Below are 25683 nucleotides of genomic sequence, written 5' to 3' on the forward strand. Positions count from 1 at the left end.
AAATTTTCACATCATATCTCCTAATTCTAGCTTTAAAAAACTCTTCAATACAAAAATGGATTTTATATTTGCAAATCAAAGCTTATATTATCTTACAAAACAAGCTTTTAAAGAAGCTGTGCAAGAATTTTATGAACTATGCAATGAAGGAGCTATTATATTTGCAACTATGATGAGTGATAAAGGCTATAGTATGTATGAAAGAGGAGAACTTATGGATAATGGCTTACGTGAAGTAAAAGGATGTCCAAGTGGTAGATTGAGCGGTTCTTCATATATACGCTTTACTAAAGACATAGAAGAATTAAAAGAAGATTTTAAACCTTTTAAACCTTTATTTTGGGGAGATTATGAATTAATTAATCTATATAATTTTGAAGGCAGTGTGGAGCACTTTATTTATATAGGACAAAAGTAAGTGCTCTAGCACTTACTCTCCTAAGCTTGGAGTCATTTCGATAATCTTCCAAGGAAGTCCTTGAGAATTCAGCTCTTCCATAAAAGGCTTAGCGTCAAATTCTTCCATATTAAACACGCCTTTTCCTTGCCAAATTCCTTTAGCGATTAATTTCGTACCTATCATAGCAGGAACACCTGTAGTATAGCTCACAGCTTGTGCACCAGTTTCTTTATAACATTCTTCATGATTGCAAACATTATAAATATAAACTTGCTTGTCTTTTCCATCTTTTTTACCACGAATCACACAACCTATATTGGTATAACCTTTGGTGCGTGGTCCCAAACTTGCAGGATCAGGAAGTAAGGTTTTTAAAAATTCTATAGGAATGATTTCTTTTCCTTGGTGCATCACAGGTTTAATCCCTAGCATTCCAACATTTTCAAGGCATTTCATATGAGTTAAATAACTTTGTCCAAAAGTCATAAAAAAGCGTATTCTTTTTAAACCTTTGATATTTTTTACCAAGCTTTCAAGTTCTTCATGATAAAGCAAATAGCTATCTTTCACACCTACTTCTGGATAATCCCACTCCATTTTTATTTCCATAGGCTCTGTTTCTATCCACTTGCCATTTTCCCAATAACGCCCTTTAGCAGAAACCTCACGTAGATTGATTTCAGGGTTGAAATTGGTCGCAAAAGCATAGCCATGATCACCTGCATTGCAATCTAAAATATCTATATAAGAAATTTCATCAAATAAATTTTGCTGTGCATAGGCACAAAAAACATTAGTTACACCAGGATCAAATCCACTTCCTAAAAGTCCTAAAATTCCTGCTTGTTTAAACTCATCATTTCTCGCCCATTGCTCTTTGTATTCAAATTTAGCTAAATCAGGATGTTCATAATTTGCCGTATCTACATAATCAATCCCTGCTTTTATACAAGCATCCATTAAACTCAAATCTTGATAAGGCAAAGCAACATTGAGTAAAATTTGCGCTCCTGTTTTCTTGATAAGTTCTACAACCGCATTGCTATCATCAGCATCAATTTGCGCCGTTTCAATTTGAACCCCTAAACGCTCTTTGATAAAAGCAGCGATCTCATCACATTTGCTTTTTGTTCTACTAGCTAAAGTGATTTTGCTAAAAGTATCAGAATTCATTGCGCATTTTACAGTAGCCACACGACTTACCCCACCTGCGCCTATGATTAAAAGATTTTTCATGAAATTTGTCCTTAAAAGATTTTTAGGAATTTTAACTAAAAATTGATAATATCAAAATTTATTTTTTCTTCTAAGTTATAATTTGAACTTAATAACATAAAAAATTCTATATTTTTATATCTTAACTTAAGTCTATAAAAAGCCCCTAAAAATTCTTTTTGTAAAATTTTAGCCTCAAAGCGATTTCCTATTTTAAGCTCTGCATAACCAAAAATATAATTTTTTGAAGCTATCCAAGCAAAAAATTCATCTTCTAAATCAAGTTTTTCTTCTATGATATTTAAATCAGGTAAAATTTGCGCACTTTTAAAATCAGGCTTAAAATAAAGCTCTTTAGGATTTGCATGAGCTAAGATTTTTCCTTTTTCTAAAAAAGCGATTTGATCAGACATGCAATAAGCATCTTCAATATCATGAGTTACCATAATAGCCGTAATGCCTTGATTTTCTATCATTTTTTTCAATTCTCTTCTTAAATCCTGTTTTAAATTTTGATCCAAATTAGAAAAAGGTTCATCTAAAAGCAAAAGCTTACATCCTCTTGCTATAGCTCTAGCAAAAGCCACTCTTTGCGCTTGCCCTCCTGAAATTTCATCGATTTTTTTATATCTTAAATCTTCAATTTCAAAAGTTTTAAGCAAATGATTTAAAATTTGATTTTTATCTTTTTTATCGTAAAGTGCAAAAAGTATGTTTTTCTCAACATTTAAATGAGGAAATAAAGCATAATTTTGAAACATCAAAGCCACTTCACCTTTGCAAGAAAACAAATCATAAGAACTAGCTTGTTCAAGCTTAGCAATAATCCTTAAAAGCGTGCTTTTTCCGCTTCCACTACCTCCTAAAATGCTTAAAAATTCTCCTTCTTTGACATGAAGATTGATATTTTCTAAAGCTTGTATTTTTCCAAAATTTTTAGATAAATTTTTAATTTCTAACATCATCTTTCCTTGTGATTTTATCCATCCAAACAACAACCATTAAAGAAAGAAAAACGATAAACAAGGAAGGCAAAGCTGCATCATAAATTCTTTCATCACTTGCAAACCAGAAAGCTTTAACACTTAAAGTTTCAAAGCCAAAAGGTGCTAAAATTCTACTTAAAGGAAGTTCTTTAATCGTATCAATAAAAACAATAATAAAAGCTAAAAATAAAAAATGTTTCATTAAAGGTGTGTGAATTTTAAAAAATAAAATAAAATAACTCGCTCTTAAATTTAAACTTGCCTCATCAATATTTAGATGAATTTTATTATATCCTCCTTCTAAAGAATAAATTGCACTCGCTAAAAAACGAATTATATAAGTAAAAACAAGAACAAATAAAGAATTTCCCAATAAACTCATGTGAAAAATTTTATCCAAAAATACAAAAAGCACTATAATGCTAATCCCTAAAGCAGCAGCAGGTATAGAATAACCCAAAGAACTTATTTTTAAAATAAATAAATTAAAAAAATGATTTTTAACTATCCTAGAACTAAACATCAAAAAATAAGCTAAAAAAGTGGTAATTAAAGCAGTGATTAAAGCTAAGATTATAGTTTGAAAACTGATAATATAAAATTGTGATTCAAAAAGCTTATGATCTTTTAGCCCCCAATAAACTAGCCAAATAAAAGGTAAAATAAAACCTACCAAAGCAATCATAAAACAATAAATACAGGATAGAATTTGTTTAATAGGATTTAATTTCCTTTTTTTGATAAAAAGAGTTAAATTTTGATTAAAACTATAATGATGTTTATTTTTATAATAATAATCCACATACATAATCAAAAATACAAAAAGCATTAAAATACCCGATAAAACACTAGAAGAATAAGAATCATTCAAATCATACCAGAGTTTAAAAATTCCAGCCGAAAAAGTATCCACTCCCAAATAAGCACTTGCACCATAATCACTTAAAGTTTCCATTAAAACCAATAAAGCTCCAGAAAAAATGGCAGGTCTTGCGCTCAAAAGTGCCACGCGTGTAAAAATTCTAAATTCAGAATATTTCATAATTTTAGCTACTTCATAAGCCTCTTTAGCTTCACTCTTAAAAGCTGTTTTAGCAAATAAATAAATATAAGGATATAAAGAAATAGCCAAAACAAAAATAACACCATAATGATTGAAAAAATCTATCCTAAAGCCAAAATTTTCATGAAAAAATCCTTGAAAATCCATAATTCCCACATAAACAAAGGCTAAAATATAAGCAGGTATGGCCAAGGGTAAAATGAGTAATTTTTCTAAAATTTTACAGAAATAAAAATCATAATTTGCGATCAAATAAGCAGAACTCACACCCAAAATCAAGCTTAAACACAATACTCCCACGCTAATTATAAAAGTATCTTTGATGAATTTTAAAAATAAATAATCAAAAAAATGACTCAAATTTTCTTTAATAGATGAAAATTGGGTTAAAACATTTGTGTTAAAATTTTGAAATAAAATATAAAAAAGTTCAGCAAAAATACCAAAAATAGGCAAAGCAAGAAAAAGGGCAAGTAAAATTGCCCCGAGTTTATAGTATTTTAAGGTTTTATACATTATCTAAAACCGACTTCATCGTAAATTTTAACAGCTTCTTTAATATTTTCTGCTATCTTACTCACAGGAATTTGATCTTCTTTAAAAGTTCCAAAATCCTTTACCGTTTGGCTTAATTCTACATCATTTCTTATAGGAAATTCATAATTACTATCAGTAAGAATTTTTTGAATTTCAGGACTTAACATAAATTCCATAAATTTTTTAGCCGCATCTTGATTTTTACTTGATTTTGTCATAGCAATACCGCTAATGTTAATATGCGTTCCTCTATTGTCTTGATTAGGAAAAATAATACCCAAAGAATTCCCCACTTCTACATCTTTTGGATTTTTAGAATTCTTTAAAAGCCCTATATAATAAGTATTCATAACTGCAAATTTAGCTTCGCCTGCAAATACTTGTCTGGCTTGATCTCTATCCCCACCCTTTGGGTTTGTCGCAAGATTCTCAAGTACACCTTTAGCCCATGCTTTAGCCTCTTTACTTCCATCATTAGCTATAATAGATGCTAAAAGAGTTTTGCTATAAGGAGCTGTAGCACTTCTCATGACAATTTCTCCTTTAAATTCAGCTTTTGCTAAATCTTCATAATTTTTCATTTTGCTAATGTCGATATTTGCGTTTTTATTGTAAGCAATAATTCTTGCTCTTTTTGTAATCGCAAACCATTCTTTATCCTTATCTCTTAAATGAGCAGGTATAAATTCTTCTAAATATTTTGATGAAACAGGGGATAAAAGTCCTAAATTTTTAGCTTCTGTAAGATTTGAAATATCAGCTGTGATGAAAATATCAGCAGGAGAGTTATTTCCTTCAAGAGAAAGCCTTTTAATAAGTTCTGAAGCTTTAGCTTGAGTATGATTGACCTTAATGCCTGTTTTTTCTTCGAATTTTTTTATGATTTCAAAATCAGCATCATAATGTCTTGCTGAGTAAATATTAAGCTCGCTAGCACCTAAAAATGAAAAAGCCGTTAAAAACATAAAGAAGATTTTTTTCATATTTTATCCTTTATTGAGAATTATACTTGGTTTTATTAAGATCTTTAAAATCAGTATGAGAATGTTCAGAGCAAGCAAAAGCAAAGCCAACGCATAGTAAAAATAAAATTATTTTTTTCATAGACATTAATTCCTTTTTTAGATATTTTGATAAGAAATATTAATATTAAAAAGTAAATATGACGTAATATTTATATTTTTATATTTCTTTAAAGAATAAAGAGGTTTATTTTTGACACATATATTGATAAATTTATGATTTTTAATAAACTCTTGATTAAATAAAGTTGATTAAAATTTTTCTTTTAAAAGGTGGTAGCATGTTTTCTTCATTTTTTAAAAGTAAAAAATGGGCTTTATGGGCTTATTTAGGACTTTTTTTACTCTTATTTTTTCTTTTTATTCAAACAAGTCTTAATGTTGCTATAAATTCATGGTATAGTGATTTTTACAATGTTTTACAAAAGCCAAAAATAGAACTTTTGGATTCTAATTCTACGCAAAAAATAGAAACTAATTTCGAAAATAATGCCACTTTAATCCAAGAGGCTAATCAAAGAGCTGAGCAAAATTTCCAAAAAGCTAATTTTATCAATAAAGGCGCATTGTATTATTATCAAAATTTATTAGAATATTTTTTCAACTCTAGGGCTATGATTGAAAAGCCAAATTATTCAGCAAATGATTTTTATGCTTTGATTTTAGTTTTTTTGGCTATTGCTATTCCTTATGTTTTAATCGCTACGATTAATATCTATTTTGCTAGCGTCTATGCTTTTAAGTGGCGTGAGGCTATGACTTTTTCTTATTTAAAATTTTGGAAAAATAAAGATGACAATATAGAAGGAAGTTCGCAAAGAATCCAAGAAGATACTTATAATTTTTCCAAAATCGTAGAGAGTTTAGGACTTAGTTTTATAAAAGCTTTGATGACCCTTGTAGCATTTATTCCGATTTTATGGAGTTTAAGTGATGTTGTGAGTAAAGCTTTATTTGCAAATTTAAGCGAAAATTCTTCTTTTTATTTTTTAAAAAACATTGATGGTTTGCTTGTTTATATTGCACTTTTGATTTCTTTAGGAGGCTTGGTTGTGTCATGGTTTGTAGGTATTAAGCTTCCTGGACTTGAATATAACAATCAAAAAGCTGAAGCAGCTTTTAGAAAAGAGCTTGTTTATGCTGAGGATAATCGCAAAGAATATGCTAAAAATGAGACTATGATAGAGCTTTTTACAGGGCTTAAATTTAACTATAAAAGACTTTTTTTACATTATGGATATTTTAATATTTGGCTCATTTTATTTGAGCAAATGATAGTTATAGTGCCATTTTTAATCATGGCACCAGGGCTTTTTGCTGGAGCTATAGGACTTGGTATTGTAATGCAGATTAACAATGCTTTTGATCAAGTACGAAGCTCTTTTAGTGTTTTTATCACAAACTGGACAACTATCACTCAACTTAGAAGCATATATAAGCGTTTAAAAGAATTTGAGAAAAATATTTCTTATAAGTCTTAGCTTTTATCTTAATAAGATACAAGAAAAAATTCAAATATTAAATTTACTTTTAATTGTGTATAATAAGGTTTAATAATATTTTATTTCTTAAGGAGCTTCATTGGACCCCAGTCAGGTTTTGGATTTAAACCAAACTTCTACAGCATCTTTTGATGCAGGATATTCTATACTTATGGTTGTTGTTGCACTTGCTCTAGTGTTTTTAAATGGTTTTTTTGTTTTGTCTGAATTTAGTATTGTTAAAGTACGTCGTTCCAAGCTTGAAGAGATGGTAAAAGAAAAAAAAGCTGGTGCCAAGAAAGCTTTGGAGGTTACTTCAAGACTCGATACTTATCTTAGTGCTTGTCAATTAGGAATCACTTTAAGTTCTCTAGCTCTTGGTTGGATAGGTGAACCTGCTATTGCAAAAATGCTAGAAATTCCGCTTATTAATCTTGGTTTTAGCACTGTTATTATCCATACTATAGCTTTTATTATTGCTTTTAGCATTATTACTCTTTTACATGTGGTTTTAGGAGAACTTGTGCCAAAAAGTATAGCTATTGCAGTTGCGGATAAAGCAGTTTTATTTATAGCTAGACCGCTTCATTGGTTTTGGATACTCTTTTTGCCTTGTATTAAAATTTTCGATTTTTTAGCAGCTATAAGTTTGAAACTTTTTGGAATAAAACCTGCTAAAGAAAGCGAGCTAACTCATAGCGAAGAAGAAATTAAAATCATAGCAAGTGAGAGTCAAAAAGGTGGAGTTTTAGATGAATTTGAAACAGAGATCATACGCAATGCTGTTGATTTTTCAGATACTGTTGCTAAAGAGATTATGACTCCTAGAAAAGATATGATTTGTCTAAATAAACAAAAAAGTTACGAAGAAAATATGCAAATCATTTGTGAACATAAACATACTCGCTTTCCTTATATTGACGGTTCTAAAGATACTATTTTAGGGATGATACACATACGAGATATAATACAAAATGAATTAAGCCATAAAAGTCAAAATTTAGATACTTTTGTTAAACCTTTGATTTTGGTTCCTGAAAATATCAGCATTTCAAAAGTACTTGTAATGATGAATAAAGAACGCTCTCATACTGCATTAGTAGTTGATGAGTATGGTGGAACTGCTGGAATTTTAACCATGGAAGATATCATGGAAGAAATTATTGGCGAAATTAAAAGCGAGCATGAAGAAGACAGCTATAAAAAACTTGCCGAAAATATCTATGAATTTCAAGGACGATGCGATATAGAAACTGTTGAAGAAATGCTTGTAATAAACTATGATGAGGATTTAGAACAAGTTACTATAGGTGGATATGTATTTAATCTTTTAGGACGCTTGCCTATAGTAGGAGATCGCATTGAAGATGAACTTTGTTACTATGAAGTTAAAAAAATGGATGGGAATTCTATAGAGCGTGTTAAGGTAGTTAAAAAAACAAATAAAGATGAAGAATAAGCCTCTTTAGGCTTATTTCTTTTTGTAAATTTGGTTTTTAATTTCAATACACTCAAAACCTTTTTTATCTAGTGTAACTACGCGTAAATATCCACCATCATCTATTTTACCCTCGCATAAAAATACTCTTTTGGCTATTTTCATAGGAAGTTTTTCTTTATTTCTGTGTCCAAAGATTTGATAAAGATTGTCCGAGGTGAAATTACAAAATTGATTTGCCACTTTTTGACTGTCTTCATATCCACCTACACCATAAATAAAATCATGGCTTGGTATAAAACTTATTTTTTCAGGTTTGGAGGGTATAAAATTTACTCCTCCATGTGAACAAAATATGAATTTATTTTGGAATTTGTAGTATAAACATTCTTTTAGATGAGGATAGAGTTTTCTAGCATCTCTTGGAGTAAGTTTTTCTTTTCTAAAATCCTTTAAAGTATTTTCATTAAATTCTTTGGAATTTGACAATTCTCCATTAGCCCATTTTATAAGATGTCTTTCGTGATTTCCTTCTAATAAGCATACATTTTCTTTTTCGCAAATTTTTAAAAGAAATTTTATTACTTTGCCATTTTCTATACCTCTGTTGATATAATCTCCCAAAAATATATAAAATTCATCTTCTTTGATTGTTTTAATGTATTCTTTTAAAACACTATAACAACCTTGTAAATCTCCTATATGATGAATTTTTTTATATTTACTTAAATTTGGCATTTGGTAAAGACATTTTTTCCAATCGCTCGAGTCTAAAATTGGGTATTTTTTTGGATTTTTTTTGAGCAAATCTTGAGTTTTTTCCAAAAGAGCATAAGGGATGATATATCCATTTTTTTTAGCTTCTAAAAGATTTTTTTCTTGACATTGTTTTAAAGAGCTATCAAAAACAATAACATACATTTTATAGCGATATTGTTTAGCTAAGTCTTTGTAAATTTTTAATGTTTCATTGTAAGCGTTTATGATGCAAAACTCACCTTTTTGCATACGCATTTCTAGAAGTTTGAGTAAAATTTTACTCAAATCTTCATCATTTTTAACATTTAAAATTTTATATTCACTGACTATATTTTTAACGCTTCCTGATAAAAGACGCAAAGCATTTAAATCAAGTGTATAATTTTGAAGTTTATTATTTTTGATAAATTCTTCTTGTCCTGCGTAATAATTCCCTCTTAAAACAAGTAAGATTCGCACATTCTTTGCCTAGATTTTCTTTAAAAATTCAGTTTTTAAAACAATAACGCCAAATTTATCTACTCTAGCCTCAATTTCATTTTCTTTAGAAGTGAACTTAATATTTTTTATAGTAGTTCCACGTTTTAAAGTTGTACTTGCACCTTTAACCTTAAGATCTTTTATTACACTCACGCTATCACCTGCGTTAAGTTCTGTTCCATTAGCGTCTTTAGCCATTTTTTTCCTTTCTTTGATTTAAAATATTTAAAATTTGCACCACTAAAGCAAAAGCCATAGCAGTATAAATATATGCCTTATCAATATGAATATCAAAACTTTCAGCAACTAAAACTACGCCTATTAGCACCAAAAAAGCTAAGGCTAAAATTTTAATGCTTGGATATTTTTCAACAAAATCTGCTATAGGTTTAGAAGCAAAAAGCATCACAGCTACTGCGATAATAACAGCGATAATCATGATGGTTACATCTTGAGCAATTCCTACTGCGGTAATAACACTATCAAGTGAAAATACTATATCAATCACAGCAATTTCAGCTACAACTATCCAAAGTTTATTGCTTGCTTTAAAATGACTTTGGCTTTCTTCTTGATGAGAAATTTGCTCTTTAATTTCTTTAATAGACTTTACAATCAAGAAAAGCCCACCTAGTAAAAGAACTAGATCTCTACCTGAAATTTCATTGCCCAATACACTAAACAAAGGTGTTACAAGTTTCATCACCCAAAAAAGAGATAAAAGAAGTAAAATTCTTGTAATCATTGCAAAAGCTAAACCTAAGATACGTCCTTTATCACGATGTTCAGGGGGTAGTTTACTTACTAAAATAGCTAAAAAAATGATATTATCTATCCCTAGTACAATTTCAAGAGCACTTAAAGTAGCTAAAGTAATCCAAGCATCAATACTAAATATCCATTCAAACATAAATTTCCTTGAAAATTTTAAAATTTTTTTTAAAGCGACATTTTATAGTTTTAAAGCAAATACCTTTAATTCTTTAAGAAAAAATTTCAATCACACTTAAGGGTAAAATTTCATGTTCTAGGCTATGAATTTTTTCTTCAAATTCTTCAAAACTCAAATTTCTTTTTTCAAAAGCTTTTTGAGCTATAATCATCCCACCATCAAGTTCTTCATTGACCCAATGCACACTCACGCCAGCCACTTTCATATCACTTTCATAGCTTTCTTTAATCGCATGTGCTCCTTTAAAAAGTGGCAATAAAGAAGGATGAAGGTTGATCGCTTTAATATTTTTTGTAAAAACAGGACTTAAAATTCTCATAAAACCTGCTAATACAGTAAGATTTGCTCCACTTTCTTTGATTTTTTGTACTAAAATCGTATCAAATTCTTCACGAGTATTATAAGCCTTATGATCAACAATCACAGTATCAAGACCAAATTTTTTTGCCCTTTGTATACCAAAAGCATCTTTTTTATTGCAAAGGCAAAGTACTACTTCATAGGTATTTTCTCCTATAGTTTTTTTATGAAGTTTTTCTAAAATATTTTCTAAATTACTTCCATTTCCACTAAAAAGTACAGCTAATTTTACAAGCATTTTAATCCTTTGATAAGTTTTAAAGCATCAAAGCTATTTTTATTAAATTTATATTTCTTTGCAACAAGTCCATGGGCTAAAGTAGCATTTTTTGCTGCTTCTAAAGCACTAAAACCAAAACCTAAATGCGCAGCAATCATTCCACTTAAAACATCTCCACTCCCACCTTTAGCTAAGGCTTGATTTCCTAAATTTACAACAAATAATTTTTCTTTTTGTACAATAATAGGATTTGCTCCTTTTAAAACAAGAACACAATCATAATTTTGTGAAAATTTTCTAGCGTAGAAAAAGCGATTTTTTTGCAATGTTTCTATATTTAAATCCTCATCAAAGCATATTTTATAAAGTCTTATAAATTCTTTTGGATGAGGGGTTATAACAACATCTTTTCTGTTTAAATACCAAAGCAAAGCTTCACTTAAAAAGCAGTTTGCATCCAAGATCAAAGGAGTGTTTTGCAAAATTTCATCTTTTAGAAAATCCAAATTTTCAAGCCCCATACCTAAAGCAATAGCACTTGCATTATTTTCAATTTTTTCTTTTAACATCAAAAGAGGCGAGAAGCTTTTTTGTGCTACTAAAGAAACAAGACCTGCTCCAAAATTTAAGGCTCCAAGTCCTGCTAAAGTTCCAGCGCTTGCATTGGCAACTATATAAATATGGCCAAAATTTCCTTTATTAGCGTTGATTTTTCTATCTATAGTTTTTAAATCTTTTTTTTTAAGCAAAAAAGCTTGAGAATTAGGGTAAAATTTCTTAGAGCTAATGCCTAAATTGGCTATTTTAATCCTTCCTACAAATTCCTTAGCAAAATCTTCAAGTAAAATTTCCTTTAAGGCTCCCATGCAAAGTGTAATATTAGCTTTAAAACAAGGATAAAATCCCAAATTTGTAGGCATATCACAAGCTATTTTTAAAGCCTTGCTTTGATTAGCTTTTTGAATTATTAAACTTGTTTTTTCATCTAAGCAACGATTTAAGCCTGTGCCTAAAATACAATCAATGATAATATGAAATTTTTTAAAATCAGGTTCTTTTTTACAAAATTTAAAAGCATAATTTTGTAAAATTTGCTCTTGTTTTTTAAAAAGCGTATTTTCTTTAAAGCCTACTTTATAAGCTTTAGCGTGTTTTAAATTTCTTAAAGCCACCAAGCCATCTGAAGCGTTGTTACCCCCGCCTAATAAAAAAAGTATTTTTACTTTTTTAATCTTGCGTTGAATGCAGATTTTTTTAGCTTCTTTTTTAATTAGTTTGGCTAAATTTAATCCCGCATTTTCCATTAAAATAAGCTCATCTAAGCCTTTATTTATAGCATTTTGTTCTAAAATGTTTATATTATCAATAATAGCTTTCATAATCTTTTTTCACCAAAAAATATATATTTTTTTCTCTTTCTTCTTCAAATTTTTTCATTTTAGGTAAAAATTTCTGGATCAAAGCACGAAAATTCTTAAAACCATAATTTTGCGGATGAAAATCCGAGTATTTGCGGTTCATATTAGTGCGTATTAGTGCGTATTCGGCACGCCCCTTTTCATCGATGAGCTGTTCGGTGATATTGATTAAAGCTCTTAAATAATCCTTACTTAAAATATCTTCTTTTTTACTCTCATCTTTATCTAAATAAAAAAATTCACTAAAGGCATTTACATAGGATTTTATAGATTTTTCAAGCCCCATTCCTATAACCTGTTTTTTATTTTCTCTTAATTTTTGAATGAGTGAAGTATAATCGCTATCGCTTGAAACAATAACAAAAATATCTATGTTTTTTTCATAAAATATGGACATGATTTCAGTGATTAAATACATATCGCTTGAGTTTTTGTTGGCTGCAAAATTAAATTGTTGCATAGCAATTAAAGAATATTCAGCAATTTGCTCTCTCCAACCTTGTATATTTTTTTGAGTCCAATCTCCATAAATGCGTTTAATGATAACCTCTCCATAATCTGAAGCGATATCAAAAATACTTTTAGCGTATTTTGCAGGGATATTTTCTGCATCTATAAAGATAGCTATACTTTTATTTTCCATTTTAATTCCTTGCTCTAAAGCTTAAAGCTTCTAAAATATGGGTTTTGTTAATATTAAGACTTTGTTCTAAATCCGCTATACTTCTTGAAACTTTTAAAATTTTATTGAGTGATCGCAAAGAAAGATTATAACGTGAAATTGCTAAATCTAGTGTATCTTTGGCATCTTTTTCCAATACACAAAAACGACTTAAATCTTCATCTTTTAATTTCCCATTAAATTCTTTTTGCCCCCGTTTTTTACCAAAAATAAAAGCTTGTAAAATTTTTTCACTCATTTCTTTAGAACTTATACTCGTTTTATCATCCTTACTAATCTCATCCATAGCTACATAAAGATCAATCCTATCCATAATAGGAGCTGAAATGTGATTTTTGTATTTTTTAATCTCATTTTCACTACAAACACAAGAAAGATTTTTAGAAAATAAATTTCCGCAAGGACAAGGATTTTGAGCGGCTATAAAGCTAAATTTTGTTTCATAAGTGATTTTAGAATTTACTCTTGAAATATGAATTTTATAATCCTCTAAAGGTTCTCTTAAACTCTCTATGATTTGCTTGTTAAAATGTGGAAATTCATCAAAAAACAATACTCCACCATTTGCAAGTGCGACTTCTCCAATTCTAGCATTTTTTGTTCCTCCGCCAAAAATACTTGCTCTTGTAGAAGTATGATGAGGATGACGAAAAGCACGAATTTTAGTAAATTCACAATCTTTTGAATCTAAAGACATATAAGCATTTTGCATTAAAATTTCACTTAAACTTTGAGGAGGCATGATATAAACAAGACGTTTAGCACACATACTTTTACCACTTCCTGGACTTCCTTCAAATAAGATATTATGCATACCTAAAGCAGCTATCATACAAGCTCTTTTAGCTTTTTCTTGCCCTTTGATGTCTTTAAAATCAAGTTTAAAATCCATATTTTGTAAAAAAATTTCATTTTCTATTTGCAAAGGGTTTGTAAATAAAGGATGATTGTGCGAGAAGTGAAAATTTTCATAATTTTTTTCTTTAAAAAACTCTATTGCTTCATTTAAATTTTCAAGTCCATAAACCTCTAAATTCGGTATCATGGAAGCTTTTTGTGCTATACTTTTTGGAACAACGATTTTAGCTTTTTTAATTTTAGCAGAAAGAAACAAAAGCAAAGAAAAAAGCTCATTTGTGCTTTTAATACTTCCATCAAGTCCTAATTCTCCTACTACAAAAAAGTCATCTAATTCTTCATTTTGTAAAAGGATTAATAAAGCAATGGCCAAATCAAAATGAGATCCCTTTTTTGGGATGCCTGAAGGACTAAGATTGATAGTAATTTTTTTAGCAGGAAAAGCAAAATCACAACTTAAAAGCATGGCTTTGATGCGTTCGACACTTTCCTTAATCGCTACACTTGCAAGTCCTACTATGCTTAAATTTGGCAAACCTCTTGTAAAAGTGGATTCTACCTCTATAATGTCTAAGCCTTCATGAAAGCTTATGCACTTTAGTTTTTTCATTTCTCTTTTTTATGATTTTTCTTCTTTTTCTTAAATTCTTTATCGAATTTTTGACGCTTAGCAAAAGAAATTTTTTCTATAAATAAATGTCCATTCAAATGATCATTTTCGTGTTGAATAGCCACAGCTAAAAAACCTTTTGCTTCAAGTTCTTTAAATTCTCCAAAGCGATCTTGATATTTAAGTAAGATATGATTATAGCGTTTTACTTCTTCGAAAAAATCTGGCACACTCAAACACCCTTCGGTACAAGTGATCATTTCTTCATCTAAAGGAATAATTTCAGGATTAATAATCTCTAGCAAATCTTCTTTTTTTTGTTCATCATTTTCATCAAAAATATTCACAAGTAAAGCACGCAAAGGAATATCCACTTGAATAGCTGCTAAACCTACTCCATTACTTGCTATCATAGTTTCATACATATCATCAAGCAAGGTGTGAAGTTCTGTATCAAATTTATTTACAATTTCAGAGTTTAAAAAAAGTCTAGGATTAGGATAAGTGATAATTTTTCTAACCATTAAAAAACCTTTGTTTTAAATGATCTCCAAAGAAATCATTTAAAACTTTTTTCCAAAACCTTATCAATCAGTCCATATTCTTTAGCTTCTTGTGCTGACATGAAAAAATCTCTTTCTGTATCTTTTGCTATTTTTGTAACTTTTTGCTTAGTATTTTTTGCCAAAATATCATTAAGTATAGTTTTAAGTCTTAAAATTTCTTTAGCTTGAATTTCAATATCTGTGGCTTGACCTCTAGCTCCACCTAAAGGTTGATGAATCATAATGCGTGAATTAGGCAAAGCAAAACGTTTTCCTTCTGCGCCACAACTAAGCAAAAATGCTCCCATAGAAGCAGCTTGTCCTATGCAAATCGTACAAACATCAGGTTTGATATAGTTCATAGTATCATAAATACTAAAACCACTTGTAATGACACCGCCTGGAGAATTGATATAAAGATAAATATCTTTTGTAGGATCTTCAGCTTCTAAAAAAAGAAGTTGTGCTACGATAGAAGCAGCAAGTTCATCATGAATTTCGCCACTTAGCATAATAATTCTATCTTTTAAAAGGCGTGAATAAATGTCATAACTTCTTTCACCACGACTGGATTTTTCAATAACATAAGGAATAAACATTATTTATCTTCTTTCTCTTTTTTGCTCGCTTTTTCCGATTTTTCTGTTTTTGGCATAAAAATATCATTAAAAAGTTTTTCTTCAATTAAAGCCATTTTCACAGCAGGTAAAGCTCCTTGTTTTTTATAGTTTTCTAAATGCTCTTTTGGATTCATACCATAGCGATATGCTTCAAAATAAATCGCTTGAATCAATTCTTGATCATTTACTTCAATCTTACGCAATTTTGCAAGCTCATCAATAATAAAAGTAAGTTTTACACTTTTTTGCGCTTCTTCTTTAAAAGAATCACGTTTTTCTTGATATTTTTCTTTACTTGCTTTAAGCTCTTCAATTTCTTTTTCGCTAAAAGTATTAAAAGCTGCACGCATTTGCATATCAGTTTCTTGTTCTACTATGCCTTTAGGTAAATCAAAATTATATTTTTCAATCAAAGCATCTGCAAATTTACCTTTTAATTCGTCATTTACAAGTTTAAAAAGCTTTTCGTTTTTGATTTGCTCTTTTAATTTTTCATCTAAAACTTCAACACTAGTTTTTTCTTCTCCTGGTAAAAGTTTTTTAAGCATTTCTTCATCAAGTTCTGGAATTTTAAGCTCTTGAATTTCATGTAGTTTTACTTTAAATACGGCATCTTTACCCGCTAAATGCGCTGCACCGTATTCTTTAGGGAAAGTTACTTTGATATCTTTTTCTTCACCTATTTTCATTCCTACCATACCATCTTCAAAACCTGGAATAAATTGCTTAGAACCAATTTCTAAAACATAATTTTCAGCTTTACCACCTTCAAAAGCTTTATCATCTACAAAACCTTCAAAATCAAATTTTGCAAAATCACCTTCTTTTAAAGCTCTTTTTGTTTTTATAGCTTCAGGAGTAGCAAAACGCTTTAAAAGTTCATCTTTTTTCTCATCAATTTCTTTTTTACCTACTTTTGGAGTTTGGTATTCAGGAATGAGTTTTTCATAACCCTCAAGTTTGATTTCAGGTTTAAAAGAAAGTATTAACTCAGCAATAATTTCTCCATCTTTACGATCAAATTTTTCAAAATATGGCTCACCTACAAGCTCTTTACTTTCTTTTTTAAGTTCTTGTAAAGCACTATTTACAGCAGATTTAAAAAGATTTTGTTCCGCGTCTTGAGTGAGTTCTCTTTCATATCTTTTAAGTACAGCACTTACAGGAACTTTTCCTGGTCTAAACCCATCCATTTTTACACTTTTAGAAGCTTTTTTTGCTAAATTTTCTACTTCACTTTTGATCATTCCTGAAGGAATTTTTACACTAGCAGTCGCATTAACAGAATCTAGTTGCTTTGCCTTTACTTCCATAGTTTTTTTCCTTATAAAATAAAATTTGCTTTCAATCATAGCAAATTTTTCCTTATTACTTGCATAAAATTTTAAAGTAATTTATGATAAAATTGCAATATTACATTATTATTAAAATAATAAAAATATTTTTGGAGAAAAATTTGCAAAAAAAATTTGAAGATTGTGTTAAAACTATGCTTGAAATTATAGGAGAAAATCCAAATCGTGAAGGACTGATTAAAACACCAAATCGTGTTTTTAAAGCTTATGAATTTCTTGCTAGTGGTTATACGCAAAATGTCAAAGATATTTTAAATAATGCTTTATTTGAAAGCTCTAATAATGAAATGGTTTTGGTGCGTGATATAGAATTTTACAGTCTTTGCGAACATCATCTTTTACCTTTTTTTGGGCGTGCTCATGTAGCCTATATCCCTAATAAAAAAGTAGTAGGTTTAAGCAAAATTCCACGCCTTGTAGAAGTGTTTGCAAGAAGACTTCAAATTCAAGAACAACTTACCGAACAAATCGCACAAGCTTTAATGGAAAATGTCGATGCAAAAGGTGTGGGTGTAGTCATAGAAGCAAGACATATGTGTGTTGAAATGCGTGGAGTACAAAAAGCTAATTCCACCACTACAACTTCAGCTTTGCGTGGAATTTTCTTGAAAAATGAAAAAACTAGAGAGGAATTTTTTTCTCTCATAAACTCTGCTAAACAGGTAAGATTTTAATGAATCTTGAAAAACTACGTTCCAAACTTGGTAAAGAAAATTTAAGTGCTATTTTTGGAGAGATTACAAAAATTTCTGCTACAAGTATAGAAATTCGTGGGCTTAAAACAGGGGTTGGAGATATAGTGAAGTTAGTTTCCAATGAAAATGAAAATTTAAACACTCTAGCTATGGTCGTAGAAATCAAAGAACAATTTAGCTATTTAAGCCCATTTTCTTTTATAGAAGGTTTTAAGATAGGCGATCGTGCTTTCATAAGTGATGCAGGTATGCAAATAGGCGTTAGCGATGAACTTTTAGGCAGAGTAGTAGATCCTTTTATGCGTCCAAAAGATGGTAAAGGAGCTATAGAAGTAAGTAAATATATGCCTATAATGCGTGCACCTATTGATGCGATGAAAAGAGGGCTTATAGAAGAAGTTTTTCCCGTGGGTGTTAAAACCATAGACGCACTTTTAACTTGTGGTGTAGGGCAAAAACTTGGTATTTTTGCAGGAAGCGGGGTAGGAAAATCCACTCTTATGGGAATGATAGTTAAAAATTCCAAAGCTCCTATAAAGGTAGTGGCACTCATAGGAGAAAGGGGGCGTGAAATTCCTGAATTTATACAAAAAAATTTAGGCGGAAAGCTCGATGATACAGTGATTATTGTTGCTACAAGTGATGATAGTGCTTTGATGCGTAAATACGGTGCTTTTTGTGCAATGAGTGTGGCAGAATACTTTAAAGAACAAGGTAAAGATGTACTTTTTATCATGGATAGTGTAACGCGTTTTGCTATGGCGCAAAGAGAAATAGGACTAGCTCTTGGAGAACCTCCTACAACCAAAGGTTATCCACCAAGTGTTTTAAGTCTTTTGCCTCAACTCATGGAAAGAACGGGTAAAGAAGAAGGTAAAGGCACTATAACAGCCTTTTTTACCGTTTTGGTAGATGGAGATGATATGAGCGATCCAATTGCTGATCAAAGTCGTTCTATCTTAGATGGACACATTGTTTTAAGTCGTGAATTAACAGACTTTGGAATTTATCCTCCTATTAATATACAAAACTCTGCTTCAAGGGTGATGAGTGACATTATAAGTCCTGAACATAAACTTTGGGCAAGAAAATTTAAGCGTTTAAACTCGCTTTTAAAAGAAAATGAAGTATTGCTTCGCATCGGTGCCTATCAAAAAGGAAGTGATAAAGAACTTGATGAAGCTATTTCTAAAAAAGAATTTATGCAAAAATTCTTAGGGCAAAATCCTGAAGAAAGCTTCGAATTTAATCAAACTTTAGAGCTTTTAAGTCAAATTGATACACCAAATACTCCTTTGCCACCAGCTCAAAATATAAATGTAGGAAGTGCAAGTGCAACCTTGCCTAATCCTAATTTAAAATAAAATTATTTAATAAAATAATCCCCATCAAAACTGATTAAAGAATATTTCCTTTCATTGCCTATGCTTTGGGTTAATTCTTCTATGCTTAAAAAACTTAGCGTATCAGCTTCTACATATTCACGCACTTCTTCAGTATTTTTATTTGCGCTGATAAGTTCTTCAAAAGTTGGAGTATCTATGCCATAAGTATCAGGAAATTTGATCTCAGGACAAGCTATGGCAAGATGGATTTTGCTCGCTCCTGCAGCACGAAGTAAAGAAATTATTTTTTTAGAAGTAGTGCCACGCACCAAGCTATCATCAATGACTACAATTTCTTTGCCTTCTAAAACTTTACGCATAGGGTTAAGCTTTAGTTTTACTTTTAAATTTCTAAGCTCTTGAGTTGGCTCTATAAAGGTTCTTCCTACATAATGATTTCTTACTATTGCCATTTCAAGAGGAATTTGTAAATATTGCGCAAAACCTATAGCTGCACTTACTCCACTATCTGGCACAGGCACGACAAAGTCTGCTTTATAAACAAATTTTTTAGCTAAAGCTTCGCCCATTTTTTTACGCACTTCATACACGCTTTTGCCTTCTACTATGCTATCAGGTCTAGCAAAATAAATGTATTCAAAAGCACAAATTCTAGGAGTTTGAGAAAAAAGTTCTATACTTTCAAATTTATCATTTCCTTGAGTAAAAATAAGCATTTCCCCTGGTTTAACATCACGAATAAATTCAGCCTCTATAAGATCAAAAGCACAAGTTTCACTAGCAACTATATAGCCTCCATCTTTTAAACGTCCTAAAGATAAAGGACGTACTCCATGAGGATCTCTTACAACATAAAGTTTATCTTTGCTTGCTAAAACAAAACAATAAGCCCCTATACATTCTTTTAAACTCTCAATAAATCTATCTTTTAAGCTTTCTTGCTTACTTCTTGCGATAAGATGGACAACATTTTCTGTATCCATATTGGTTTGAAAAATAGCCCCATCTTGAATAAGTCTTGATCTTACTTCTTCTTTATTAACTAAATTTCCATTATGCGCTAAAGCAATATCACCTAAAACCGAAGTAGCTGCTATGGGCTGAGCGTCATTTAAACTTGAATTTCCTGCTGTAGAATAGCGATTATGCCCTATAGCGATTTCACCTTCTAAAGTTTTTAGATTATCAGGATTAAAAATTTGACTCACTTCACCTTTAGCTTTAATAGTCTTAATATTTTTACCATTGCTTACACTAATACCACTTGCCTCTTGCCCACGGTGTTGCATAGCAAAAAGTGCATAATACGCATAAGTGCTAGCATTTTTTGAATTGATAACTCCTACAACTGCACACATTTTAAATTCCTAAAAAATCATTGATTGAATACATTTTTGCTTCTTGCTTACTAAGCCAAATAGCGATTTTAATCGCACCTTTAGCAAAAGTCGCCCTTGAAGTAGCGGTATGATTAAGTTCTAAAAATTCCCCATCTTCATAAAAACCTACTGTATGACGTCCTACTATATCGCCACCCCTTAAACTCATCACGGCAATCTCATCTTTGCTTCTTTCACCTATAATGCCATCTCTTCCACTTACTCTTACTTTTTCAAGTTCTAAATTTCTAGCTTTTGCTATACTTTGGGCTAAAGTCATAGCCGTACCACTTGGTGCATCTTTTTTATGGCGATGATGCATTTCTAAAATTTCTATATCAAAATTTCTTAGCATTTGACTGGCTTTACTAGCAAGATAGTTTAAAACTGCAACACCTAAAGACATATTGGTCGCATAAAAAATCGGCATCACTTCACTAGCACTTTGCATCAAATGTAAAATTTTCTCATCAAGTCCTGTTGTACCTATTACCAAAGGTTTAGGCATAGTTCTTGCATAATTTAAAAGCTCATGAGTTCCACTTGGGGAAGAAAAATCAATAATCACATCGCTTTTTTCAAAAAGCTCTTCTAAATTTCCACCCTTATTATAAAGTATCGAAATTTGTGCTTGCGTTTCGCTTTTTAAACATTCTTCAATCTGTTTTCCCATGCGTCCTTTAGCGCCATAAATTCCTATTTTAATCATCTTTTTCCTTGAAAATAAAATATTGATTTTAGCATTTATTTTGTAAATTTTAAATAATAAAATTAAGCTTTATAATTTTTTAATTTATATAAATTATCTAACAATTTTGCTTCTTCTCCTAAGCCCTTGCTATGATAAAATTTTAAATTTTTACTAAGATATTTTTGCTCTACCCAGCCACCAAAATCATGTGGATAAAGATAGTTTTGTTTTTCTTGATGATTGTTGTTAAGATAATTAGGTATTTCTAAAGCTTCATTATTTTTTACATAGTTTAAAGCTTCATTGATAGCTTTGTAGCTTGCATTAGATTTGATTGTGCTTGCTAAATAAACTACGCATTGGGCTAGGATAATTCTTGCTTCAGGATAACCTATATTTTTAACAGCCTCTAGAGTCGAAACCGCTAAATTTAAAGCATTTGGATCGGCATTTCCGACATCTTCACTTGAAAAAATCACCAAACGCCTAGCGATAAAATCCGCACTTTCTCCTGCATCAATAAGTCTTGCAAGATAATAAATAGCTGCATCAACGTCACTTCCGCGTAAACTTTTTATCATTGCACTTGCTAAAATATAATGTGTATCTTTTGAGCTAACACCTTCACTATTTATGGTGTTGCGAAGTTTTTTAAGATTTTCAAGACTGATATGTTTTTCATCTAAAACCAAGACAAATTCAAGCAAATTTAGCATAGCTCTTGCATCAGCACTTTTAAGTAGAAAATCTTTAGCTTCTTTATCAATACTAAATTTCATTTTTTCTTGTACACGCAAAAGTAAAGTTTCAAGTTCCTTTACCCCTAAAGATTTAAATTCGAAAAGCATGGAACGACTTCTTATGCCAGAACTTAAAACAAAATAGGGATTTTCAGTGCTTGCGCCGATTAAAATTAAACGGTAATTTTCCATAGGAATTAAAAGCATTTCTTGTTGGGTTTTGCTAAGGCGGTGAATTTCATCAATAAAAATTAAAGGCTTATAAAGACTATTTTTATAATTATCTAAAATTTTTCTTAGTTCTTCGAGTTTAAAATTTCCTCCATCAAATTCATAAAAATCTAAGCCAAATTCTTTGGCTACAACTCTAGCAAAAGTTGTTTTTCCAGAACCTGCTGTTCCAAAAAAAATACTATGAGGAAGTTTTTGTAAAGCAGTAAATTTTTTGAAAATTTCTATAAGCTCATATTGTCCTAAAATATCATCAAAATTTTCAGGGCGAAAGGTTAAAGCTAGGCTCATTAATTTAAATCCATATTTGAAAATTCACTACCATTAATTTTTAGCTGAGGATTGGCTAAGCTATCATAAGATAAATTTAGAAAAAAGTTATTATTTTCTTTTAAAAAATATTGATTTAAACCTCCATAATCCTTTGTCCAAGGAAAAATTTCATCTGGCTCATCTGAACTGATAACTTGTAATTTTGCTTGATAAGAGTTGTTAATATTTAAATTGCCTTGTAGACTGATATTTTGTTTATTTTTTTCAAGAATTAAATTTTGTATTTTTAGATCAAGATTTTTTTGAATAAAATGAGAGATATTGAAATTTGAGTTAAGAAATTTATTTATGGTTATGTTAAATTTTGTTTTGTCAAAATTCAAATTCTGACCCAATAAAGATTTAAGATCAATATTAATTTCATTGGATTTTCCTTGTATGTTTAAGTTTATTGCTGAATTTTCTTCATTAAAATTTACTTGGTTTTTGCTATAAAAAGAATTGATTTTATTGTTATCTAGCACAAGATAATCAAAGTTGATCTCTTGTTGGCTATCGCTAAATAAATTTAACTCATAAAATTGTACAGGATTGTTAAAAAATTGTTCGTAATTTAAATTTTGCAATACAAATTTAGTATAAAATTGAGAAAAATCAATCATATCAAAATGTATTTTAATGTTTTTAATTTCTAAATTTTTATTCATTAAAGCTTCAATATATCCGCCGTTTATGATGGTATCTCCACCTTCATTGCTTAAATTTATATCTTTAATATTTAGAAATATTTTAGAGTTGTTATCGTGTAATTTAAGAGTAAAAGTTCCTAATTTATTGTTTTTTAATGCTTCATCTAAAAAATCAAAAGGATTTGTAAAATTTCCTTTTATAATTTTATTTAAGAAAAAATAATTATTAAATTTAAGGTTGATTTTGGTTGAAAGCTGTGTATGAGAGTGATTTAAAGTAAAACTTCCTTTAGAAGTTAAAAAACCTTTTTTGAAGTAAATATCTGTAATTGTATAATCAGGATTGCTGTTTTTAATAAATTTATTAAATAAAAGTTCGTTAGTGTATCCTATATAAAATATATGAATAATAAAACCTAATATAAAACAAAAAACAATAAAAATCCATTTTTTCATTATTTGCCTTAGATGAAAATATAAGTGTTATTTTATAAATTGCTTGTTAAAAAAGAGTTTAAATTTTTATTTAAGAGTGATGAAGTAGTTTAGTAAAGAATGATTTTTATAAATCCCTTGTTAAGGGATTTATATTAATAAGCTTTTTTATAACATTGAATTTCAATTTTTCTAGCTACTGGAATAGCCTGAGTATTTGGCGTAGCAGGTGTTCCATAAGAAATTTTACTTTCTAAAAAATTTCCAACCTTTAAATCTTTAAAAGTTCCATCTTTATCTGTTCCAAAAATACCACAATCATCCATTTCTATTTCGGTATTTGGTAGAACTTTTATAGCCATTTGTCCGCCATAAATCGAGTCAATAAGCAAGGTTTTATTGTTATCATAAATTTGTGCAATAGTACCTTCAAGTTTTAGACTATCTGCAAAAAGCATTGAGCTAGCTAAAAGTGCTGATGCAAATAAAATACTTTTTTTCATAATTATTTCTCCTTCAATGTAAAGTGATAACATTATAAACTTTTTAAGTGAAGTGAATGTGAAGTTAAAATTTTGACTTTTTAGTTTTGATAATATTATGCAACTTATTATATTTTGACTATCGTTACTTCTAGTTGTAAATTTAAAAGAGTGAATACTTTATCAAAAATAATTAAAAATTATTTTTTTATTCTTGTTTAAAATGGTTACATTAAAAAATATATTTTTTCCAAAAAGCTATAAATTTAAACACATATAAGTTGGACTTAAAATATCCTATTTTATTATCGAATAAAAATGATACAAAAGGATAGGATATGGAAATTTTTTTAGCTTTATTGGGTTTTTTCTCATTAGGATTGATAGTTTGGCTTTTGCTAAAAGATTATACTACTCCAGCATTAGCTTTTATAAGTGTAAGTATTAGTGTAGCTTGTATTTTACTTATTCTTGAACAACTTGGTTTTGGCGTGGGTGCAGCTTTAGGGGTTAAAGGAGGTGTTTTTGATATTAAAACATTGGTTGCTTTTATTAAAGATGGAGTCAAAAGCGTAACGGATACGGCAGCTTTGTTTGTTTTTTCTATACTCTTTTTTAGTGTTTTAAATGCAAGTGGTTTTTTTACTAAAATTTTAAATGCATTTTTATCAAAAATGAAAGCTAATGTATATCAAGTTTGCATTCTTACTGTTTTTATTGCTGCTGCTGTGCATTTAGATGGTTCAGGTGCTTCTACTTTTCTTATTGTAATACCTGCATTATTACCTATTTATGAGCGTTTAGGTATAAGAAAGACTTCAATGTTATTGATTATTACTTCGGCTATGGGGGTTATGAATGTTATTCCTTGGGGTGGTCCTACTTTAAGAGCGGCTACTAATATAGGAATGGATGCAAATTTGCTTTGGCACCATATTATACCTATTCAGATTGTAGGTTTGGTATTATCCCTTCTTTTGGCAATTTGGATTGCTAAGATAGAAATAAAAAGAGGTGCAGGCGCAGGTAACTTGTCTGGAATAAATTTAAATATAGAAAAAAGCGAACACCATAATGAAAAATGGTTTTGGTTAAATTTACTTGTAGCTATTGGGGTTATTGGGCTTTTAATTAGTGGTATTTTTCCTAGTTATATTTGCTTTATGATAGGACTTGCAATAATTTTACCGCTTAATTATCCTAATTTAAAAATAGCTAAAAAAGTTTTAGATCGTGCAAGTGCTGGTGCAATGCTTATGTATATTACTTTAATTGGTGCTGGGATATTAATAGGCGTATTTGATAAAAGTGGTATTATGGAGAAAATGGGTGTTTTGATTTTAAATTTTGTTCCAGATTATTTAGGTGCTTATATTCCTTTGATGGTAGGGGTATTGGCTGTTCCAATGGCAATTATTTTTTGTACAGATTCTTATTTTTATGGAGTGATGCCTATAGTTTTGAGTGTAACTAAGGCTTTTGGCGCTGAACCTTTGACTATAGCTATTATCATGGTGATAGCAAGAAATTGTGCGACATTTATTTCTCCTGTTGTGCCTGCAACTTTGCTAGGTTGTGGTTTAGCAGAGGTTAATATTAAAGATCATATCAAAAGAAGCTTTTTTTATATATGGGGTATAAGTATTATTTGCTTGATTTTTGCTGAGGTAGCTGGGATAATATAATTAAAATAAAAGAACTTTTGATTTTTCAATGATTGG

25 protein-coding genes and 1 pseudogene are annotated in these 25683 nt (G+C 29.8%); 6 read left to right on the forward strand and 20 right to left on the reverse strand.

Going from position 1 to position 25683, the window contains the following annotated elements:
• Window positions 1-55 precede the first annotated feature (55 nt).
• Window positions 56-418: a hypothetical protein gene (locus AJ930_RS10525; protein ID WP_002870694.1), complete on the forward strand. Its 363-nt coding sequence runs from the start codon at window positions 56-58 to the stop codon at window positions 416-418.
• Window positions 419-430: 12 nt separating this feature from the next.
• On the opposite strand, the gene AJ930_RS04210 is transcribed toward AJ930_RS10525, so the two are convergent.
• The 5 genes and pseudogenes from AJ930_RS04210 to AJ930_RS04230 all read right to left on the reverse strand — a co-directional run bounded on the left by AJ930_RS04210 (window position 431) and on the right by AJ930_RS04230 (window position 5311).
• A complete protein-coding gene (locus AJ930_RS04210) occupies window positions 431-1636 on the reverse strand; it encodes a saccharopine dehydrogenase family protein (RefSeq protein ID WP_002881175.1) in 1206 nt (401 codons plus the stop codon).
• Window positions 1637-1671: 35 nt separating this feature from the next.
• Window positions 1672-2580 carry an ABC transporter ATP-binding protein gene (locus AJ930_RS04215; protein WP_072223564.1) on the reverse strand — a complete coding sequence of 303 codons (909 nt, stop codon included), beginning with the start codon at window positions 2578-2580 and terminating at the stop codon, window positions 1672-1674.
• Complete coding sequence (locus AJ930_RS04220; protein WP_070239767.1) at window positions 2564-4180, reverse strand: ABC transporter permease; 1617 nt, start codon at window positions 4178-4180, stop codon at window positions 2564-2566. Before AJ930_RS04220 ends, AJ930_RS04215 begins: the two co-directional genes overlap by 17 nt.
• Window positions 4180-5184, reverse strand: a complete 1005-nt coding sequence (locus AJ930_RS04225) for a Fe(3+) ABC transporter substrate-binding protein (RefSeq protein ID WP_002870690.1) — start codon at window positions 5182-5184, stop codon at window positions 4180-4182. Before AJ930_RS04225 ends, AJ930_RS04220 begins: the two co-directional genes overlap by 1 nt.
• Window positions 5181-5311: pseudogene (locus AJ930_RS04230) on the reverse strand (hypothetical protein). Before AJ930_RS04230 ends, AJ930_RS04225 begins: the two are co-directional and overlap by 4 nt.
• A 193-nt stretch (window positions 5312-5504) precedes the next feature.
• Between AJ930_RS04230 and AJ930_RS04235 the strand changes: the two are divergent.
• Together AJ930_RS04235 and AJ930_RS04240 are read left to right on the forward strand one after the other, a co-directional pair.
• The gene (locus tag AJ930_RS04235) at window positions 5505-6704 is read left to right on the forward strand and encodes a putative transporter (RefSeq protein ID WP_052859058.1); all 1200 of its coding nucleotides are present in this window, start codon (window positions 5505-5507) and stop codon (window positions 6702-6704) included.
• A 100-nt stretch (window positions 6705-6804) separates the two neighbouring features.
• Complete coding sequence (locus tag AJ930_RS04240; protein ID WP_002860995.1) at window positions 6805-8163, forward strand: hemolysin family protein; 1359 nt, start codon at window positions 6805-6807, stop codon at window positions 8161-8163.
• A gap of 12 nt (window positions 8164-8175) precedes the next feature.
• On the opposite strand, the gene AJ930_RS04245 is transcribed toward AJ930_RS04240, so the two are convergent.
• From AJ930_RS04245 to tig, 10 genes are all read right to left on the reverse strand, one after another.
• Entirely contained in the window at window positions 8176-9360 is a 1185-nt protein-coding gene (locus AJ930_RS04245; protein WP_002892648.1) for a metallophosphoesterase, read from the reverse strand.
• A 9-nt stretch (window positions 9361-9369) separates the two neighbouring features.
• Complete coding sequence (locus AJ930_RS04250) at window positions 9370-9579, reverse strand: alkylphosphonate utilization protein (RefSeq protein ID WP_070248052.1); 210 nt, start codon at window positions 9577-9579, stop codon at window positions 9370-9372.
• Window positions 9572-10291, reverse strand: a complete 720-nt coding sequence (locus tag AJ930_RS04255; protein WP_044778720.1) for a TerC family protein — start codon at window positions 10289-10291, stop codon at window positions 9572-9574. Before AJ930_RS04255 ends, AJ930_RS04250 begins: the two co-directional genes overlap by 8 nt.
• A gap of 73 nt (window positions 10292-10364) precedes the next feature.
• Window positions 10365-10931 (reverse strand): phosphoribosylglycinamide formyltransferase, encoded by a 567-nt coding sequence (gene purN, locus AJ930_RS04260; RefSeq protein ID WP_002870679.1) that lies wholly within the window; start codon window positions 10929-10931, stop codon window positions 10365-10367.
• Window positions 10922-12292 carry a bifunctional ADP-dependent NAD(P)H-hydrate dehydratase/NAD(P)H-hydrate epimerase gene (locus AJ930_RS04265; protein ID WP_070274892.1) on the reverse strand — a complete coding sequence of 457 codons (1371 nt, stop codon included), beginning with the start codon at window positions 12290-12292 and terminating at the stop codon, window positions 10922-10924. Before AJ930_RS04265 ends, purN begins: the two co-directional genes overlap by 10 nt.
• On the reverse strand, window positions 12276-12974 hold the full coding sequence (locus AJ930_RS04270; protein WP_052949937.1) for an NYN domain-containing protein: 699 nt from the start codon (window positions 12972-12974) through the stop codon (window positions 12276-12278). The genes AJ930_RS04265 and AJ930_RS04270 overlap by 17 nt, the downstream gene beginning before the upstream one ends.
• A gap of 1 nt (window position 12975) precedes the next feature.
• The gene (locus tag AJ930_RS04275) at window positions 12976-14481 is read right to left on the reverse strand and encodes a YifB family Mg chelatase-like AAA ATPase (RefSeq protein WP_070274893.1); all 1506 of its coding nucleotides are present in this window, start codon (window positions 14479-14481) and stop codon (window positions 12976-12978) included.
• Window positions 14478-15005: a peptide deformylase gene (gene def, locus AJ930_RS04280; protein ID WP_002861002.1), complete on the reverse strand. Its 528-nt coding sequence runs from the start codon at window positions 15003-15005 to the stop codon at window positions 14478-14480. Before def ends, AJ930_RS04275 begins: the two co-directional genes overlap by 4 nt.
• Before the next feature lie 35 nt (window positions 15006-15040).
• Complete coding sequence (gene clpP / locus AJ930_RS04285) at window positions 15041-15625, reverse strand: ATP-dependent Clp endopeptidase proteolytic subunit ClpP (RefSeq protein WP_002861003.1); 585 nt, start codon at window positions 15623-15625, stop codon at window positions 15041-15043.
• A complete protein-coding gene (tig, locus tag AJ930_RS04290) occupies window positions 15625-16959 on the reverse strand; it encodes a trigger factor (RefSeq protein ID WP_070274903.1) in 1335 nt (444 codons plus the stop codon). The genes clpP and tig overlap by 1 nt, the downstream gene beginning before the upstream one ends.
• Before the next feature lie 143 nt (window positions 16960-17102).
• On the opposite strand from tig, the gene folE reads away from it, so the two are divergent.
• Both folE and fliI read left to right on the forward strand, forming a co-directional pair.
• Entirely contained in the window at window positions 17103-17675 is a 573-nt protein-coding gene (folE, locus tag AJ930_RS04295) for a GTP cyclohydrolase I FolE (RefSeq protein ID WP_070274904.1), read from the forward strand.
• A complete protein-coding gene (fliI, locus tag AJ930_RS04300; protein ID WP_070274894.1) occupies window positions 17675-19060 on the forward strand; it encodes a flagellar protein export ATPase FliI in 1386 nt (461 codons plus the stop codon). The genes folE and fliI overlap by 1 nt, the downstream gene beginning before the upstream one ends.
• Window positions 19061-19062: 2 nt before the next feature.
• Here fliI and purF read toward each other — a convergent pair whose 3' ends face one another.
• The 5 genes from purF to AJ930_RS04325 all read right to left on the reverse strand — a co-directional run bounded on the left by purF (window position 19063) and on the right by AJ930_RS04325 (window position 23983).
• On the reverse strand, window positions 19063-20400 hold the full coding sequence (gene purF / locus AJ930_RS04305) for an amidophosphoribosyltransferase (RefSeq protein ID WP_070274895.1): 1338 nt from the start codon (window positions 20398-20400) through the stop codon (window positions 19063-19065).
• Window position 20401: 1 nt separating this feature from the next.
• Window positions 20402-21130, reverse strand: a complete 729-nt coding sequence (dapB, locus tag AJ930_RS04310; RefSeq protein ID WP_070274896.1) for a 4-hydroxy-tetrahydrodipicolinate reductase — start codon at window positions 21128-21130, stop codon at window positions 20402-20404.
• A 62-nt stretch (window positions 21131-21192) separates the two neighbouring features.
• Complete coding sequence (locus AJ930_RS04315) at window positions 21193-22374, reverse strand: replication-associated recombination protein A (protein WP_002861008.1); 1182 nt, start codon at window positions 22372-22374, stop codon at window positions 21193-21195.
• Window positions 22374-23501, reverse strand: a complete 1128-nt coding sequence (locus AJ930_RS04320; RefSeq protein ID WP_070239772.1) for a hypothetical protein — start codon at window positions 23499-23501, stop codon at window positions 22374-22376. Before AJ930_RS04320 ends, AJ930_RS04315 begins: the two co-directional genes overlap by 1 nt.
• 134 nt (window positions 23502-23635) lie before the next feature.
• The gene (locus AJ930_RS04325) at window positions 23636-23983 is read right to left on the reverse strand and encodes a hypothetical protein (protein ID WP_002915799.1); all 348 of its coding nucleotides are present in this window, start codon (window positions 23981-23983) and stop codon (window positions 23636-23638) included.
• Between the two features lie 317 nt (window positions 23984-24300).
• On the opposite strand from AJ930_RS04325, the gene AJ930_RS04330 reads away from it, so the two are divergent.
• The gene (locus tag AJ930_RS04330; protein ID WP_070239774.1) at window positions 24301-25647 is read left to right on the forward strand and encodes a CitMHS family transporter; all 1347 of its coding nucleotides are present in this window, start codon (window positions 24301-24303) and stop codon (window positions 25645-25647) included.
• Window positions 25648-25683: the final 36 nt, after the last annotated feature.

Source organism: Campylobacter sp. BCW_6871, assembly GCF_001762325.1.
GTDB classification, from domain to species: Bacteria; Campylobacterota; Campylobacteria; order Campylobacterales; family Campylobacteraceae; genus Campylobacter_D; species Campylobacter_D jejuni.